The 14,529-nt window shown below is 58.7% G+C and carries 13 protein-coding genes; 5 read left to right on the plus strand and 8 right to left on the minus strand.

The genetic code is table 11. The features are described 5' to 3' along the window. Positions 1 to 74: 74 nt before the first annotated feature. From ACA052_RS03620 to ACA052_RS03640, 5 genes are all read right to left on the minus strand, one after another. Positions 75 to 2,894, minus strand: coding sequence for an FAD-binding and (Fe-S)-binding domain-containing protein (locus ACA052_RS03620; protein WP_497648445.1), 2,820 nt, complete (start codon positions 2,892 to 2,894; stop codon positions 75 to 77). Then, positions 2,891 to 3,562 (minus strand): LutC/YkgG family protein, encoded by a 672-nt coding sequence (locus ACA052_RS03625; RefSeq protein WP_497648446.1) that lies wholly within the window; start codon positions 3,560 to 3,562, stop codon positions 2,891 to 2,893. The genes ACA052_RS03620 and ACA052_RS03625 overlap by 4 nt, the downstream gene beginning before the upstream one ends. Then, the gene (locus ACA052_RS03630) at positions 3,562 to 5,016 is read right to left on the minus strand and encodes a LutB/LldF family L-lactate oxidation iron-sulfur protein (RefSeq protein ID WP_497648447.1); all 1,455 of its coding nucleotides are present in this window, start codon (positions 5,014 to 5,016) and stop codon (positions 3,562 to 3,564) included. Before ACA052_RS03630 ends, ACA052_RS03625 begins: the two co-directional genes overlap by 1 nt. Further along, a complete protein-coding gene (locus ACA052_RS03635) occupies positions 5,013 to 5,837 on the minus strand; it encodes a (Fe-S)-binding protein (RefSeq protein ID WP_497648448.1) in 825 nt (274 codons plus the stop codon). The genes ACA052_RS03630 and ACA052_RS03635 overlap by 4 nt, the downstream gene beginning before the upstream one ends. 146 nt (positions 5,838 to 5,983) lie before the next feature. Continuing rightward, entirely contained in the window at positions 5,984 to 7,678 is a 1,695-nt protein-coding gene (locus tag ACA052_RS03640; RefSeq protein WP_497648449.1) for a lactate permease LctP family transporter, read from the minus strand. A gap of 261 nt (positions 7,679 to 7,939) precedes the next feature. Between ACA052_RS03640 and ACA052_RS03645 the strand changes: the two genes are divergently transcribed. Beyond that, a complete protein-coding gene (locus tag ACA052_RS03645) occupies positions 7,940 to 8,707 on the plus strand; it encodes a GntR family transcriptional regulator (protein ID WP_497648450.1) in 768 nt (255 codons plus the stop codon). Positions 8,708 to 8,823: 116 nt separating this feature from the next. Here ACA052_RS03645 and smpB read toward each other — a convergent pair whose 3' ends face one another. Then, complete coding sequence (gene smpB / locus ACA052_RS03650) at positions 8,824 to 9,306, minus strand: SsrA-binding protein SmpB (RefSeq protein ID WP_497648451.1); 483 nt, start codon at positions 9,304 to 9,306, stop codon at positions 8,824 to 8,826. A gap of 118 nt (positions 9,307 to 9,424) precedes the next feature. Here smpB and ACA052_RS03655 point away from each other — a divergent pair, with 118 nt between their 5' ends. Genes ACA052_RS03655 through ACA052_RS03665 form a run of 3 tightly spaced genes read left to right on the plus strand, consistent with a single transcriptional unit; the run spans position 9,425 to position 11,577 of the window. After that, positions 9,425 to 10,828 (plus strand): sodium-dependent transporter, encoded by a 1,404-nt coding sequence (locus ACA052_RS03655; protein WP_497648452.1) that lies wholly within the window; start codon positions 9,425 to 9,427, stop codon positions 10,826 to 10,828. 7 nt (positions 10,829 to 10,835) lie between these two features. Continuing rightward, on the plus strand, positions 10,836 to 11,270 hold the full coding sequence (locus ACA052_RS03660; RefSeq protein ID WP_497648453.1) for a type II toxin-antitoxin system RatA family toxin: 435 nt from the start codon (positions 10,836 to 10,838) through the stop codon (positions 11,268 to 11,270). Next, positions 11,263 to 11,577, plus strand: coding sequence for an RnfH family protein (locus ACA052_RS03665; protein ID WP_497648454.1), 315 nt, complete (start codon positions 11,263 to 11,265; stop codon positions 11,575 to 11,577). The genes ACA052_RS03660 and ACA052_RS03665 overlap by 8 nt, the downstream gene beginning before the upstream one ends. A 61-nt stretch (positions 11,578 to 11,638) precedes the next feature. On the opposite strand, the gene ACA052_RS03670 is transcribed toward ACA052_RS03665, so the two are convergent. Continuing rightward, complete coding sequence (locus ACA052_RS03670; protein ID WP_497648455.1) at positions 11,639 to 12,166, minus strand: outer membrane protein assembly factor BamE; 528 nt, start codon at positions 12,164 to 12,166, stop codon at positions 11,639 to 11,641. Positions 12,167 to 12,263: 97 nt separating this feature from the next. On the opposite strand from ACA052_RS03670, the gene fur reads away from it, so the two are divergent. Next, positions 12,264 to 12,668: a ferric iron uptake transcriptional regulator gene (gene fur, locus ACA052_RS03675; RefSeq protein WP_003197684.1), complete on the plus strand. Its 405-nt coding sequence runs from the start codon at positions 12,264 to 12,266 to the stop codon at positions 12,666 to 12,668. A gap of 86 nt (positions 12,669 to 12,754) precedes the next feature. On the opposite strand, the gene recN is transcribed toward fur, so the two are convergent. After that, positions 12,755 to 14,428, minus strand: a complete 1,674-nt coding sequence (gene recN / locus ACA052_RS03680) for a DNA repair protein RecN (protein ID WP_497648456.1) — start codon at positions 14,426 to 14,428, stop codon at positions 12,755 to 12,757. Positions 14,429 to 14,529: the final 101 nt, after the last annotated feature.

Below are 14,529 nucleotides of genomic sequence, written 5' to 3' on the forward strand. Positions count from 1 at the left end.
ACGGGCTGCCGAGTTTTGGTTAAGCCCGGAAATGTCCGGGCTTGATCTGTGGACTGTGGCGGCGCGTCAGGGTTCTATTTTTCTGCAGATGCCCTCGCCTGCGTCACCCGGTCCACCAGATAGACTAGCCCGTGATAGTCAATTGCGCCGTGTTGCGTCAGGCCAATCTCACAAGTACGACTGGTAGAGACTCCCTCACTGCAGTGCTGCACCGCGTCTTTCAATGTCCTTAAAGAATGAGCGTTCAATTCCGGCGTGGTGAAGCCCTTGTCACCCGCAAACCCGCAACAGTGAATGCCCTCGGGAATGACCACGTTTTTGCTGCACTTGCGCACCAGATCGATCAGCGCCTGGCTTTCGCCCAAATGCTGGGTGCTGCAGGTAACGTGCACCGCAATCGGCGCGTCCTGCGGCGTGAAATCCAGACGATCCATCAAATGTGTACGAATGAACCGTACCGGGTCGTACAGATCCAGTCGAACCTCGCCGAGGTCCTGGACCAGGCGCAAGGTGCACGGACTGGTGTCGCAGTAGATCGGGTCGAGCCCACCGCGACTGGCGTGCAGCAATGCGCCAATCAATTCCTGGCGTTTGTGTTCGGCCTGTTCAGCGTAACCTTTGGAGGCGAACGGCTGACCGCAGCATAGGCTCTCCAGATTGTCGGGGAAGACCACTTGGTAACCGGCTTTTTCCAGCAATCCACGGGTTTTGTCGTACAGCGACATCTGCTCTTTATCACCCGCCGCCGGGCCCATGACCCGCGAGACGCACGCCGCCAGGTACACCACCCGAGGGCGCTCATCCGATACGGTCGGGCTGAAGCGAATGGCTTTTTCCGGCTGTGGCATGGCGCTGGTCCACAGCGGGACCTGGCCTTTGGAAAGCTTCGTCAACGTCGCCGACAGTTTCGCCAGGCGTGGCGCCCCCAGCAGCATCCGCGCACCGTTGGCCACGTGCAGGGTGAAGCGCGCACCTTGCAGCGCGGTGGCGAAATTTCCTTCGAGCCAGTTGGCGGTTTTCACACGCGTCGCCTTACGGCTGCGTAGCTTTTTCACCAGTTCGCCGGTGTTGATGCCTACCGGGCAACGTTGTGCACAGAGCCCGGTCGCGGCGCAGGTGTCGATGCCCTGATATTCGTAAGCGGCTTCAAGTTCAGTGGTGTCTACACCTGCGCGTTTTTTCGCCTGGATGTCGCGCCAGATCACGATGCGCTGGCGCGGGCTCAGGGTCAGGCCTTTCGACGGGCATACCGGCTCGCAGAACCCGCACTCGATGCACTTGTCCACAATCTCGTCGGCGGCCGGCAGCGGTTTGAGATGCTTGAGGTGGATCTGCGGGTCCTCGCTAAGCACCACATCCGGATTGAGAATACCGTTGGGGTCGAGCAGGCGTTTGAGTTGCCACATCAACTGGTAGGCATCGCTGCCCCATTCCAGTTCGACAAAGGGCGCCATGTTGCGACCGGTGCCGTGTTCGGCCTTCAAGGAACCGCCAAATTCAACGGCGACCAACTGCGCCACGTCGTCCATGAACGCCTGATAGCGTGCGACTTCTTCCGGGTTGTTGAAGCCTTGGGTAAAGACAAAGTGCAGATTGCCTTCCAAAGCGTGTCCGAAAAGGATCGCTTCGTCGTAGTGATGTTTGTCGAACAACTCGATCAAGCGGTTCACGCCGATGGCCAGTTGTTCCACTGGAAAGGTCACGTCCTCGATGATCACCGTGGTGCCGGTTTTGCGCACGGCGCCGACGGCGGGGAAGGTGTCCTTGCGGATCGCCCAGAGCCGGGCGTTTTCGACCGGGTCTTCGGTAAAGTCGACCTGTTTCTCCACGGGGAACAAGGTCAGTGATGCCATGATTTGTGTCAGTTGTTCGTGCAGTAAAGTGGACGAGGCCGCGCGGGATTCGATGAGCAGGGCGCAGGCATTGTTCGACAGTTGTTGTACGAAAGCGGGCATGCCGGGTTTGTCCTGCACCGAACGCAGGCTGCGCCGGTCCAGCAGTTCCACGGCCGACACCGGTTGGCTTTTCAGCACCGTGACGGCGTTGCAGCAGGTTTCCACATCCGGGAACACGATCAGCGCCGACGCCTTGTTCGGGTGGTCGATCACCGTGTCGTAGGTCACTGCGCTGATGAATCCGAGCGTGCCTTCAGAGCCCACCAACAAATGGCTCAAGATATCCACAGGTTCGTCGAAATCCACCAGGGCGTTGAGAGACAGGCCGGTGGTATTTTTCAGACGATATTTGTGGCGAATTCTTGCGGCCAATTCGGCATTGGCGCGGGTCTCGCGGCCCAATGTTGCCAGACGCTCAAGCAGGTCAGCATGGCTCTGGCGAAACGCCTCAACGCTGGCTGCATCTTCGGTATCAAGACGACTGCCATCGGCCAGCACCAGACGAATGCCGGCCAACGTGTGATAGGTGTTTTGGGCCGTGCCACAGCACATGCCGCTGGCGTTGTTGGCGACAATGCCGCCGATTTTGCAGGCGTTGATCGAGGCCGGGTCCGGGCCGATCTTGCGTCCGAACGGTGCCAGCCACGCGTTGGCCTGCGCGCCGATAACGCCCGGTTGCAGGCGGATTTGTGTGCCCGGGCCACGAATCTCGCGACCGTTCCAGTTATCCCCAAGCACGATCAGCACCGAATCACTGATGGCCTGGCCGGACAGGCTGGTGCCTGCCGCGCGGAAGGTCACCGGCACCTGATCGCGTTGCGCCAGTTTCAGCAGCGCCACCACTTCATCTTCGGACTCGACGCGAATCACCAATTGCGGAATCAGCCGGTAGAAACTGGCGTCAGTGCCGAAAGCCAGGGTCGACAGCGGGTCGTCGAAACGGCGCTCCTGGGGGATGAGTTGCGCTGCATCACGCAGGAAAGCCGCGGGTAGACTCATTGGTCCTCCAGGATCAGAACCACCAGGTCTTTTGGACCGTGGGCGCCGTAGGCCAGGACTTGCTCGATGTCGGCGGTTTTCGATGGGCCGGACACCAGTAAAGCATTGGTCGGCATGCCTTGGGCCCATTCGAATTCCTGCTGCACCTGATAGAAGTTGTCGCGAATTTCACTGGCCTTGAGCAAGGCGAAATGCACCGGCGGCACCAGGCTCATCAAGCGTGGTTCTTCCTGCGTTGGCCAGAGAATCAGGCTGCCTGTCGCGGCGATTGCGCCGAGAGTAGAGGTCAGGCTGGCCGGCGTATCGTTGAACAACTCGGCTTTCCATTCTTCAATCGGGCGGTTGTAGGCCTGGAGCGTCGGTAAGCCAGGATGTTTCGCCCAGTGCTGGGTGACACGTTGACCGTGAGGCGTCGTCGGCGCGATCAACAGGCTTGGCAATTGGCGATCCCGCAGCAATTGCGCCAGCAGTTCCGGCCAGGTTTCGCCTGACGTCAGATGGATTTCGGTGTGGACCGCTTCCATCAGTTTGCGCAGTTGCGGGATGCGTTGCTCAGGCGTGTAGGTGTAAGGCGCTGTCACCAGTTCGACGTCGAACTCGTCAGGCACGGGCGTGGTGCCGGTCAGACTGTTCCGTAACTTGGCGAGGATATTTTGCTTGGCGCTCATCAGCGATCTCCCTGTTTGGCCAAATGCTCGCGAGCCATGTCATGCAGTGAACGGGCAGCGGGTTTTGGCGCGCTGTGGTTTTGCGTCCACGGGCCGACGTTGCTCGGCGAGAGTGCACGCAGGCGCGTAGCGAAGAAACCGAACAGACGATACAGCGTCGGTGAACTGTTGAGCCTGGCCCAGGCGTTCCAGATAAAGCGTTCCTTGCGTGAATACTTGCTGCCCTGGCCGCGCATCACTGGGTGCGGACTGTCAGGCGCTTTGACGTTCTCTTCCCGTAGGCGACGCAGCAGCGCCGGGATAGGGATTTTTACCGGGCAGACTTCGCCGCAGGCGCCGCACAACGACGAGGCACTCGGATGGTCCGGCACGTTCGCCAGGCCGACCATGTGCGGGGTGATGATTTTTCCGATAGGCCCTGGGTAAACCTCCCCATAGGCGTGACCGCCGATTCGGGTGTACACCGGGCAATGATTCATACAGGCGCCGCAGCGGATACAGTTCAGGGTCTGGCGCAATTCGCTGTCGGCGAAGGCCTGGCTGCGACCGTTGTCGAGCAATACCAGGTGCACTTCCTGAGGACCGTCGAGTTCATGTTCCTTGCGCGGGCCGGAGATCATGTTGACGTAGGTCGTAATCGGGATGCCCAGCGCGGAGCGGGTCAATAGCGATAACAGTGGCACCACGTCGCGCAGGTTCTCCACGACTTTTTCGATGCCGGTGACGGCGATATGCACCGGTGGCACTGAAGTGGTCATGCGCCCGTTGCCTTCGTTTTCCACCAGCAGCAGGGTGCCGGTTTCGGCCACGACGAAGTTGACGCCGGAAACGCCGATGTCCGCTTCGAAGAATTTCTGTCGCAAGACTTTGCGACCGATCTGAATGAGTTGGTCAACGTCCTTGGTGTATTCCACGCCAAGTTTGTCGTGGAACAAGGACGCGACCTGACCGGCATTCTTGTGGATCGCCGGCATAATAATGTGAGAAGGCTTCTCGTGGTCGAGCTGGACGATGTACTCGCCCATGTCCGATTCCAAGCATTCAATGCCCTGATCAGCGAGGAAATGATTCATCTCCATTTCTTCGCTGACCATCGATTTGCCCTTGATCACTTGCCGCCCCTCGTGAGCGCGGATGATCGATAAGACGATGCCATTGGCTTCGTCCACCGTTTCCGCCCAGTGCACTGTCACACCGTTGCGGGTCAGGTTCTGTTCAAGCTGCTCAAGCAGGTCGGGCAACTTGGATAACGCACGGGCGCGGACAGCATTACCCAGCGCTCGCAAATGTTCTCTTTCATGGGCATCGCTGAAGGACGCTGCCCGTTTTGTCATCAGTGAATCCATCGCAGTGCGAAAGTTGTTTCGCAGCTGCTTGTCACCCAAAGCCTTGTGGGCCCGGGTGCGGAAATCTTCTTCTACGGCAACCGTAGGAATTATCGCGGAAGCGTTCATTGGGCGTCTCCGGCTCGCTGCCAGAGGAAGCTTGCCAGGTGTTGACCGCGCAACGCTTCTTGCTGTTTTTCCAGCGAGCCGTTGATGTTCATCAGGCAGCCGCAGTCGGCACTCAGTACCTTGTGCGCGCCGGATTCCTTCAACGACCGGGTCTTGTCAGCCACCATCGCGCCGGAAATGTCTGGCATACGGACGCTGAATGTCCCACCAAAGCCACAGCACTCACTTTCGTGATCGTGATTGACCCGCTCCACGTTGTTCAATTGCGCCAATAACTCGCGACCGTGCAGGTGGGTGTTCATCTCGCGGCGTGCCGAGCACGACGTGTGCAGCGCCACTTTTACCGGTTGGCCGTTGTCCTTTAGCTGCACCTTGCAGACAAACAACAGGAACTCGGCCAGTTCATACGTCCGGTCAGCCAGTGCCCGAACCTGTTTCAACGTTTGCGGCTCGTCCTTGAACAAGTCGGCATAGTGTTCGCGCAACATCCCGGCACACGACCCCGAGGGCACGACCACTGGGTAATCCCCGGCGAACAGCGCCAGTTGCGAACGTGCGACGGTCCTTGCCTGCTCGGTGTAACCCGAGGTGTAGGCCGGTTGTCCGCAACAGCTTTGCCCTTGCGGGTACTCGACGCGGATGCCTTCGCGTTCCAGCAGGTGGATCGCGTCCATCCCGGCCTCCGGGTAGAACAGATCCACCACGCAGGTCCCGAACAAGTAGACCCGTGACGGTTTCTCGCTGGGGTATTGCCGAGGCTCGGGCAGTGGCGGGGCGACACGGGTCGCGTTCGGCACGGCGTTGTAAAAAAGCTCGCTCATCAGGCGTGTCTCTCGGCCGGTTATCCGTCCGCTGAGGCTGCTGAATATAGAGACGGAAGCTTTCAGCAGCCTTACGGACCGGATTGTGAATAGCTGACGCCGGAATCGTGGTCCGGCGTCGGTTTTTGCTGTGTAGCGTGTAGTACTTAGTGCACCAGCATGCCGGTGAACCAATAGGCCTGAGCCAGGGTGATCAGGCCAACGATCGTGGCAAAGAACAGGCTGTGCTTGAGGGTGAAACGGAATAGATCCGATTCCTTGCCTACCAGCCCGGTCGCCGCGCAGGCCACGGCGATCGACTGTGGCGAGATCATCTTGCCGGTCACGCCGCCGCTGGTGTTCGCCGCAACCAGCAACACGTCGTTGACACCGATCTGGTGCGCGGTGGTCGCTTGCAACGAACTGAACAGCGCGTTGGACGAGGTATCGGAACCGGTCAGGAACACGCCCAACCAACCCAGGAACGGCGAGAAGAACGGGAATGCCGCCCCCGTGCCTGCCAGAACCAGCGCCATGGTCGAGGACATGCCCGAGTAGTTGGTGACGAAGGCGAAGGCCAGCACCATGCCGATGGACAGGATCGGCCAGCGCAGCTCGTAGAAGGTTTCTCTCAAAGTGGTCAGACCAGTTTTAACATTGATTTTCAACACCAGCATCGAGATCAAGGCGGAGAAGAAAATCGCCGTGCCGGTCGCGGAAATCGGGTCGAGCTTGAACACGGCTGGAATGGCGGTCGGAGCGGTCACGATGGGCGCGACCTTGATCACCATTTGATCCAGGTGCGGGATCGCGAAGTTGAACACCCAGCTATACATCGAACCGCCGGCAGCGAACATCGCCTTGAACGGTTTCAGGGTCCAGATGGTGACCAGCACGGTGAGGATCAGGAACGGCGACCAGGCTTTGAAAATCTCCAGCAAACTATAGGGCGATGCCACAGTGGTGCGCTTTTGGCCGAAACCACCCGCGCTGGCGGTCACTACAGACGCCGAGACAGCACCGGCGATATGTTGGCCAGCGGCGCGTTTTGGCTGCCAGACTTTCAGGAACAATGTCAGGGAAATCAGGCTGACCAGGGCTGAGGTAATGTCCGGCAGTTCCGGGCCAATGAAGTTCGAGGTGAAGTATTGAGTGATGGCAAAGCTCAGGCCGGCAACCAGTGCGGCGGGCCAGGTTTCACGCACGCCGCGCATGCCATCCATCATGAATACCAGCCAGAACGGTACGAACAGCGACAGCAGCGGCAGTTGGCGGCCGGTCATTGCGCCGATCTTGAATGCGTCGATACCGGTCACTTGCCCGGCCACGATGATCGGAATGCCCAGCGCGCCGAAAGCCACCGGCGCGGTGTTGGCAATCAGGCACAGGCCGGCGGCGTACAGCGGATTGAAACCCAGCCCCACCAGCAGCGCAGCGGTAATCGCTACCGGCGCACCGAAACCGGCGGCACCTTCGAGGAAGGCGCCGAAGCAAAAACCGATCAGCAGCACCTGCAAGCGCTGGTCGTCAGTGATCGACAGTACCGAGCTGCGGATCACTTCGAACTGGCCACTCTTGACCGTCAGTTTGTAGAGGAACACCGCTGCCACGATGATCCACGCAATCGGCCACAGGCCGTAGGCGAAGCCATACCCGGCTGCAGCGAAAGCCATGTCGACCGGCATCTGGAACGCGAAGATGGCTACCGCTATGGACAGGGCCAGCGTGATGCTGCCCGCCACATGCCCTTTGAGCCGGAACACGGCCAGCGCCAGGAAGAAAAACACGATGGGGATGACGGCCGCGAGCGCGGACACGCCGAGACTGCCGAGCGGGGTATAGAGCTGTTGCCAGGTTTGCATATGGGGTGGCCCCTAATTGTTGTTGGTCAGGCACTGCCAGCGTACTTGGATAATTGGTAATACCAATTTACAATCGCTGTTGGCTAGGGTAAAAGCGTTGTAGGCGGTGTGTCAATTTGCCGCCCTAAAACTTTTGTCGCATGTGGGGTGCGCAGATCATCCGGGCCGCTCGATCAACTGCCGCGTGATAGGTGCTGACGCAGCGTCTATAGGCCAGAATAGAGGCCCCGGCGAGCCGTCGGGATCGTGGAGAAATGAGTTATGGGGTTTGATCAGATTCGTCAGCGCCGTTTGTCTGACGATATTGTCGAGCAGCTTGAGGGGATGATCCTCGAAGGCACGCTGAAGGCGGGGGAGCGCTTGCCGGCCGAGCGCGCGCTGGCCGAGCAGTTCGGCGTGTCACGCCCTTCGTTGCGTGAAGCTATTCAGAAACTGGCGGCCAAAGGGCTGCTGGTCAGCCGTCAGGGCGGCGGCAACTATGTGGTGGAGTCGCTGGGGTCGACCTTCAGTGATCCGCTGCTGCATCTGTTGGAAAGCAATCCCGAGGCTCAGCGCGATCTGCTGGAGTTCCGCCACACCCTGGAAGCGTCCTGTGCTTATTACGCAGCGTTGCGTGCCACCGACGTTGATCGCGAGCGGCTGACCGCAGCCTTCGACGAGTTGCAGGACTGTTATACGCGTCACGATGAAGTGAGTCGGGCAGAAGAGGGCGCGGCGGATGCGAAATTTCATCTGGCCATCGCCGAAGCCAGCCACAACGCCGTGCTGCTGCACACCATTCGCGGGCTGTTCGACCTGCTCAAGCGCAACGTGGTGACCAACATTGGCGGGATGTACAAGCAGCGCACTGAAACCCGCGACATGCTGATCGTCCAGCATCGAGAGCTGTACCTGGCGATTATCGAAGGCAGGGCGGAACAGGCACGGGAAATTTCCAGTCGACACATTTTGTATGTGCAGGAAGTGCTGGAAGAGGTGCGTCAGGAAGTTCAGCGCATGGCTCGGGCGGAGCGGCGCAAAGGGATGTGATTGCGCCAAACGCAAAAGATCGCAGCCTGCGGCAGCTCCTACAGAGATTGCGTTCCCTGTAGGAGCTGCCGCAGGCTGCGATCTTTCGCTAGCGCCGCAAAATTCAGGTCAGAAGATTAATCTTCCTTGCCCTTGTTGCGCACCGCACGCTGCAACTCGCGACCGGCGTCGCGCTCGCGTTCGGTATCACGCTTGTCGTATTCCTTCTTGCCCTTGCCCAGAGCGATCTCGCACTTGACCATGTGCTTGCTCCAGTACCAGGACAGGCACACGCAGGCGTAGCCTTTTTGCTGCACGGCCGTAGCCAGCTTTTCCAGCTCGCGCCGGTTCAGCAGCAATTTTCGCGTGCGGGTCGGGTCAGCGATGACGTGGGTGCTGGCGGTCATCAGGGGCGAAATGTGGCTGCCGAGCAGCCAGGCTTCGCCATCCTTGAGCAGCACATAACTGTCAACCAGTTGCAGCTTGCTTGCCCGCAGACTTTTTACTTCCCAGCCGGCCAGGACCAGACCAGCCTCGAACTTGTGCTCGATGAAGTAATCGTGTCGCGCCTTTTTGTTTTGCGCGATGGTCCCTGTTGGGTGTTTCTTCTGTTTAGCCATAGGGGCGGCATTATAGGGAGTTGCACGCGAGTCGGCTACGGTATCGCGACGTGCTTGAGCAGGTTGATTGAATCCCGGACAATGCGCCCTCTTTTTTGAATGCTTGGACGTGATGACAATGTCGACAGACAAGGTTTCTGTCCACGGCAGTTGGGCTAGCCGTTGGGTCTTCATACTCGCCGCGACCGGTTCGGCCGTGGGGTTGGGTAGCATCTGGAAGTTCCCGTACATGGTCGGTATCTATGGCGGCGGCGCGTTTGTGCTGATGTTCCTGGTCTGTATCGCGCTGATTGGTGTGCCGGTCATGCTGGCTGAAACACTGATCGGCCGACGTGCTCGCCAGAGCCCTGCCAATGCTTTGAAGGTGCTGGCGTTGGAGGCAGGGCATTCGGCGAAGTGGTCCTGGGGAGCATTTGCCGGGATGATCACGGCGCTGCTGATCCTGTCTTTTTATAGCGTGGTCGGCGGCTGGTCGCTGGATTACATCATCGACATGGGGCGCGGCGACTTTCAGGGCGCAAGGCCTGATCAGGTCGGTGTGTATTTTGGCAATGTGATCGCCGATCCATGGCGCCTGACACTTTGGCACACGATTTTCATGGTGCTGTCCGCCATCGTCATTGCCAAAGGTGTCGTCGCCGGCCTGGAGCGCAGCCTGCGGATCATGATGCCGTTGCTGTTTGTGATGATTCTGGTGTTGCTCGGTTACAGCATGACCACCGGCCATTTCATGGAAGGCGTTCATTTCATGTTCGACTTCCGCCCGGAAAAAGTCCTCGACGGATTGCTACCTGCCATGGGGCATGCGTTTTTTTCCCTGAGCGTAGGTGTCGGTTCAATCATGATCTACGGCGCTTACATGCCGAAGCACTCGTCAATTTCCAGCACGGTTGTCGGTGTGGCGCTGCTCGATACCTTTGTTTCGCTGGTGGCCGGACTGGCATTGTTTCCGATTGTGTTCGCTGCTGGCCTGGATCCGAGCGAAGGCCCCGGCCTAATGTTTGTCACCCTGCCATTTGCCTTTGGTAACGTAGCGTTTGGTCAGCTGATGGGCGTAGTGTTCTTCGTGTTGGTAGCGATTGCAGCCTGGAGTTCGGCGATTTCCTTGCTTGAGCCGATGGTGGCTTACCTGGTTGAGCGGACGAAAGTCAGTCGCGCCTGGGTGACGTTCTGGCTTGCATTCATTTGCTGGTTTGTCGGTCTGGGCACTGTGTTTTCCTTCAATATCTGGAGGGAGGCCAAATTTTTCGTGAACGAAGGCGGGATGTTCCATCTCTACCAATGGGGCGCGGCCGGCGGTATGGACTTCTTTGGCGTAATCGATTTCTTCACGTCGCGAATCATGTTGCCACTCGGTGGTTTGTGTTTCGTGGTGTTTGCAGGCTGGGTGATGGGCCGTGAAACGGTACGCGACGAGTTGTCGATACGTAGCCCGCGGTTATTCTCCTTGTCCCTGTTTTTGATGCGCTATGTGGCGCCCATCGGCATTCTCGTAGTATTTGCCGCCCAGCTGTGGAAGTGACGCTGACATGACGACACACATTCAACGTTCGGCTTTGCTGCCGTATCCGGCACAAGCGCTGTATGACCTGGTCAACGACGTGGCGCGATACCCGGAGTTTCTTCCGTGGTGCTCCTCGGCTGAAGTCCTGGAAAGCTCCCCCGTGCACATGCGCGCGAGCGTCGGCGTGGCCAAGGGGGGGCTCAGCCAGCGTTTCGTGACGCGCAATACGCTGATTCCTGGGCAATCGATCGAGATGAATCTCGAGGAAGGCCCGTTTTCGCAGTTGCATGGCATCTGGGTGTTCAAGGCATTGACCGACAAAGCCTGCAAAATCAGCCTGGACCTGTCGTTCGATTACGCCGGGCCGATTGTACGCGCGACATTGGGGCCGTTGTTCAATCAGGCGGCCAACACACTGGTCGATGCTTTCTGCCAGCGCGCCAAGCAAATATATGGTTGAGGCAGTGATCGAGGTCGAGTTGGTGTATGCCGCCGTGGATCGTCAAGTGCTTCTCTGCGTGATGGTGCCAGCAGGAGCAACGGTACGGGCGGCGTTGCTGGCGTCAGGAGTGGGCCAAGAGTTTCCGGAGCTGGATCTGGCTAACTGTCCTGTGGGGATATTCGGCAAGGTGGTTGTCGATCCGGACACTCGCCAGGTTCAGGCGGGGGACCGTCTCGAGATCTATCGGCCGTTGCTGGTTGATCCGAAAGAGGTTCGCCGGCTACGCGCCGCGAAGGCTGCCGAAGCGAAAGCGCGAAATCAGTGAGACGATTAAACACCAGGCAATAAAAAACCCGGACATACCGGGTTTTTTATTGCGTCGCAAATTATTGCGGCGAGGTTTCCAGCGGTTCCGGAGTCGGGACTGGAACGGTTTCTACACCGTCGACATCCTTCTGGATCTGGTCGAGCAACGAACCTGGCTTGACCGGTTTTTCCGGTTTTGGCTTCTCGACGTTTTCTGCCGGTGCAGTGACTTTCGTGCCACTGTCCTTGCCGAGAATGGCTTCGTCGCGGCTCACGCCTGGCATGAAATCACCAGAGAGGCTGACAAGCTGGTCATTTGGGTTGAAGATAACGCTAATGCGTTCCTGTTGGCGTTCACCGCCACCGGGTTGCAGGCTGTACAGATAATCCCAGCGATCGGCATGGAACGTGTCGGTCAGCAGGGGATTGCCCATGATAAACCGTACTTGCTTACGGGTCATTCCCGGGCGTAACTGGTCTATCATGTCCTGCGTGACGACATTGCCCTGCTGGATGTCGATTTTGTAAACCCCGGGGAATGAACAACCGGCGAGTGCGAGCAGTCCCACAAAGGTGAAACTGGTTAGCAAGAGCTTGGTGTTTTGCATCGGTGGGCGACTTCCACTATCTTGGCTGGGACAACGTAAACGCCGATCATACCCGCATTAAGAGAAGCTGCGAAGCAGCATCGCGAGAAAGCTGACCATGGTTGAAAATAGCGAACTACGCAAAGCCGGCCTCAAAGTGACCCTTCCACGGGTCAAAATTCTGCAAATGCTCGATTCCGCCGAGCAACGCCACATGAGTGCCGAGGATGTTTACAAGGCACTGATGGAGGCTGGTGAGGACGTAGGTCTGGCCACGGTTTACCGTGTCCTGACCCAGTTCGAGGCAGCTGGCCTTGTGGTGCGGCACAACTTCGATGGAGGCCATGCGGTCTTCGAGCTGGACGACGGTAAGCATCACGACCATATGGTCAACGTCGAAACCAGCGAAGTGATCGAATTCTTCGACGAAGAAATCGAGCGCCTGCAGAAAGCCATCGTCGATAAGTATGGCTTCGAGATGGTTGATCACAACCTCGTGCTGTACGTACGCAAGAAAAAGTAAGCATGTCGCGCGAACTTAAGGTTCGCGAAACGAGCGAAGGCGACCCCAGGGTCGCCTTCGTGCTTTCTGCTGTTTCTAAATTGTTCCTAAATCTTTGCGGTGACGACCATTTTCCTGGCGTGAGCCAGAGACTCCTTGGTCAGGTCAATGCCTCCGAGCATCCGCGCCACTTCTTCGACGCGATCATTCTTGCTCAGCTTGGAGACAGCCGTTCGGGTCGCATCCTCGCCGCGCACCTTGTGCACAAATAGATGTTGGTGCCCTTGCGCGGCCACTTGCGGCAAGTGAGTCACCGTCAACACCTGCCCGCGTTCCCCGAGTCGTCGCAGCAATTGCCCGACAATCTCGGCCGTCGGACCGCCAATGCCTACGTCCACCTCGTCGAATACCAGGGTCGGTACGCGCGAAGTCTGTGCGGTGATCACCTGAATCGCGAGGCTGATTCGCGAGAGTTCACCGCCCGAGGCCACTTTGGCCAACGCTTTCAAGGGCTGGCCCGGGTTAGCGCTGACCAGCAGTTCTACCTGTTCAAGCCCGTTGGGCAGAAGATCATCGCTGCCGTTGGGCCGTAGTTCGATGGTGAAGCGGCCGCCAGGCATCCCTAGCCGCTGGATTTCCTGCTCCACGGCGCTGGCCAGGCTGTTTGAGGCCTGATGGCGCAGATCGCTCAGCTCTCGAGCCTTCTCCTGATAATGACGGGCGTATGAAGACAACTCATCGCTCAGGCGCTCGATGGATTCATCGTTGGCATTCAGGGTTTCGATTTCATCCAGCAAGCGCTGCTGCATCTCCGCGACGTCGGTCGGCTGGATGCGGTGCTTGCGCGCCATGGTGTAGATCGCGTCGAGGCGTTCTTCCAGGTACTGAAGACGTGCCGGGTCAGCGTCAAAATTATCAAGGAAGCGGTTCAGTTCCCCGACGGCTTCTTCAACCTGAATCTGGGCACTGGTCAGGAGACTGCTCGCTTCGCCCAAGGCGCCGATCGAGTTATTCACGCTCGACAAGCGATTCAGGCTGGCGGTCAGTGCGTTCAGGACATTGCCGGAATCACTTTCGCTGCATTGCTCGACCACTTGCCGGCAGATGCCCAGCAGGGTTTCGGCGTTGGTCAGGTTCTTGTGTTCCTGTTCCAGCTGCTCCAGCTCGTTTTCGCCGAGACCGAGGTTTTCCAGTTCTTCAAGTTGATAGCTGAGCAGTTGGTGGCGGGCGCGTTGCTCATCGCCGGAATTGGACAGGCGATCCAGTTCCTGGCGGGTCTGCCGCCAGCGTTGGGCGGCCAGTTGGACCTGGCGTGCGAGGTCGGTGGCGCCGGCATATTCGTCGAGCAGGCGGCGGTGGGTGTCGGTCTTGAGTAGCGACTGGTGCTCATGCTGGCTGTGGATATCGATCAGCAATTCGCCCAAGGCCTTGAGATCGCCGAGCGGGCAGGGCGTGCCGTTGATATAGCCGCGCGAGCGCCCTTCGGCGGTAATGACCCGGCGCAGGATGCACGGGCCGTCACTCTCCAGGTCGCGCTCAGCCAGCCAGGCGCTGGCCTCCGGAATGTCGACCAGGTCGAAGGTCGCCAGAATGTCGGCCTTGTCAGCGCCGGGACGGACCACGCCGCTGTCGGCGCGATCACCCAGGGTCAGGCCGAGGGCGTCGAGCATGATTGACTTGCCGGCGCCGGTTTCCCCAGTGATCACGCTCATTCCGCGATCGAGTTCGAGATCGAGATGTTCAACGATGGCGTAGTTATGTACGGACAGGTGCACCAGCATAAAGGCCGCTCCCAGGCTTTAGGTCTGGTTATTTATACAGTGTTTTGTTTCTGGCTGACAATGCCCTCCGTTAGCTCCATTTGCTCGATCCGACGAAACAC

Source organism: Pseudomonas sp. LBUM1644, assembly GCF_059716195.1.

Coding starts and splice junctions, on each gene's coding strand:
- ACA052_RS03660 (WP_497648453.1), top strand. CDS start 10,836: ATGACGACACACATTCAACGTTCGGCTTTGCTGCCGTATCCGGCACAA.
- ACA052_RS03670 (WP_497648455.1), bottom strand. CDS start 12,166: ATGCAAAACACCAAGCTCTTGCTAACCAGTTTCACCTTTGTGGGACTG.
- ACA052_RS03630 (WP_497648447.1), bottom strand. CDS start 5,016: ATGAACGCTTCCGCGATAATTCCTACGGTTGCCGTAGAAGAAGATTTC.
- ACA052_RS03635 (WP_497648448.1), bottom strand. CDS start 5,837: ATGAGCGAGCTTTTTTACAACGCCGTGCCGAACGCGACCCGTGTCGCC.
- ACA052_RS03640 (WP_497648449.1), bottom strand. CDS start 7,678: ATGCAAACCTGGCAACAGCTCTATACCCCGCTCGGCAGTCTCGGCGTG.
- recN (WP_497648456.1), bottom strand. CDS start 14,428: ATGCTGGTGCACCTGTCCGTACATAACTACGCCATCGTTGAACATCTC.
- ACA052_RS03665 (WP_497648454.1), top strand. CDS start 11,263: ATGGTTGAGGCAGTGATCGAGGTCGAGTTGGTGTATGCCGCCGTGGAT.
- fur (WP_003197684.1), top strand. CDS start 12,264: ATGGTTGAAAATAGCGAACTACGCAAAGCCGGCCTCAAAGTGACCCTT.
- smpB (WP_497648451.1), bottom strand. CDS start 9,306: ATGGCTAAACAGAAGAAACACCCAACAGGGACCATCGCGCAAAACAAA.
- ACA052_RS03645 (WP_497648450.1), top strand. CDS start 7,940: ATGGGGTTTGATCAGATTCGTCAGCGCCGTTTGTCTGACGATATTGTC.
- ACA052_RS03625 (WP_497648446.1), bottom strand. CDS start 3,562: ATGAGCGCCAAGCAAAATATCCTCGCCAAGTTACGGAACAGTCTGACC.
- ACA052_RS03655 (WP_497648452.1), top strand. CDS start 9,425: ATGTCGACAGACAAGGTTTCTGTCCACGGCAGTTGGGCTAGCCGTTGG.
- ACA052_RS03620 (WP_497648445.1), bottom strand. CDS start 2,894: ATGAGTCTACCCGCGGCTTTCCTGCGTGATGCAGCGCAACTCATCCCC.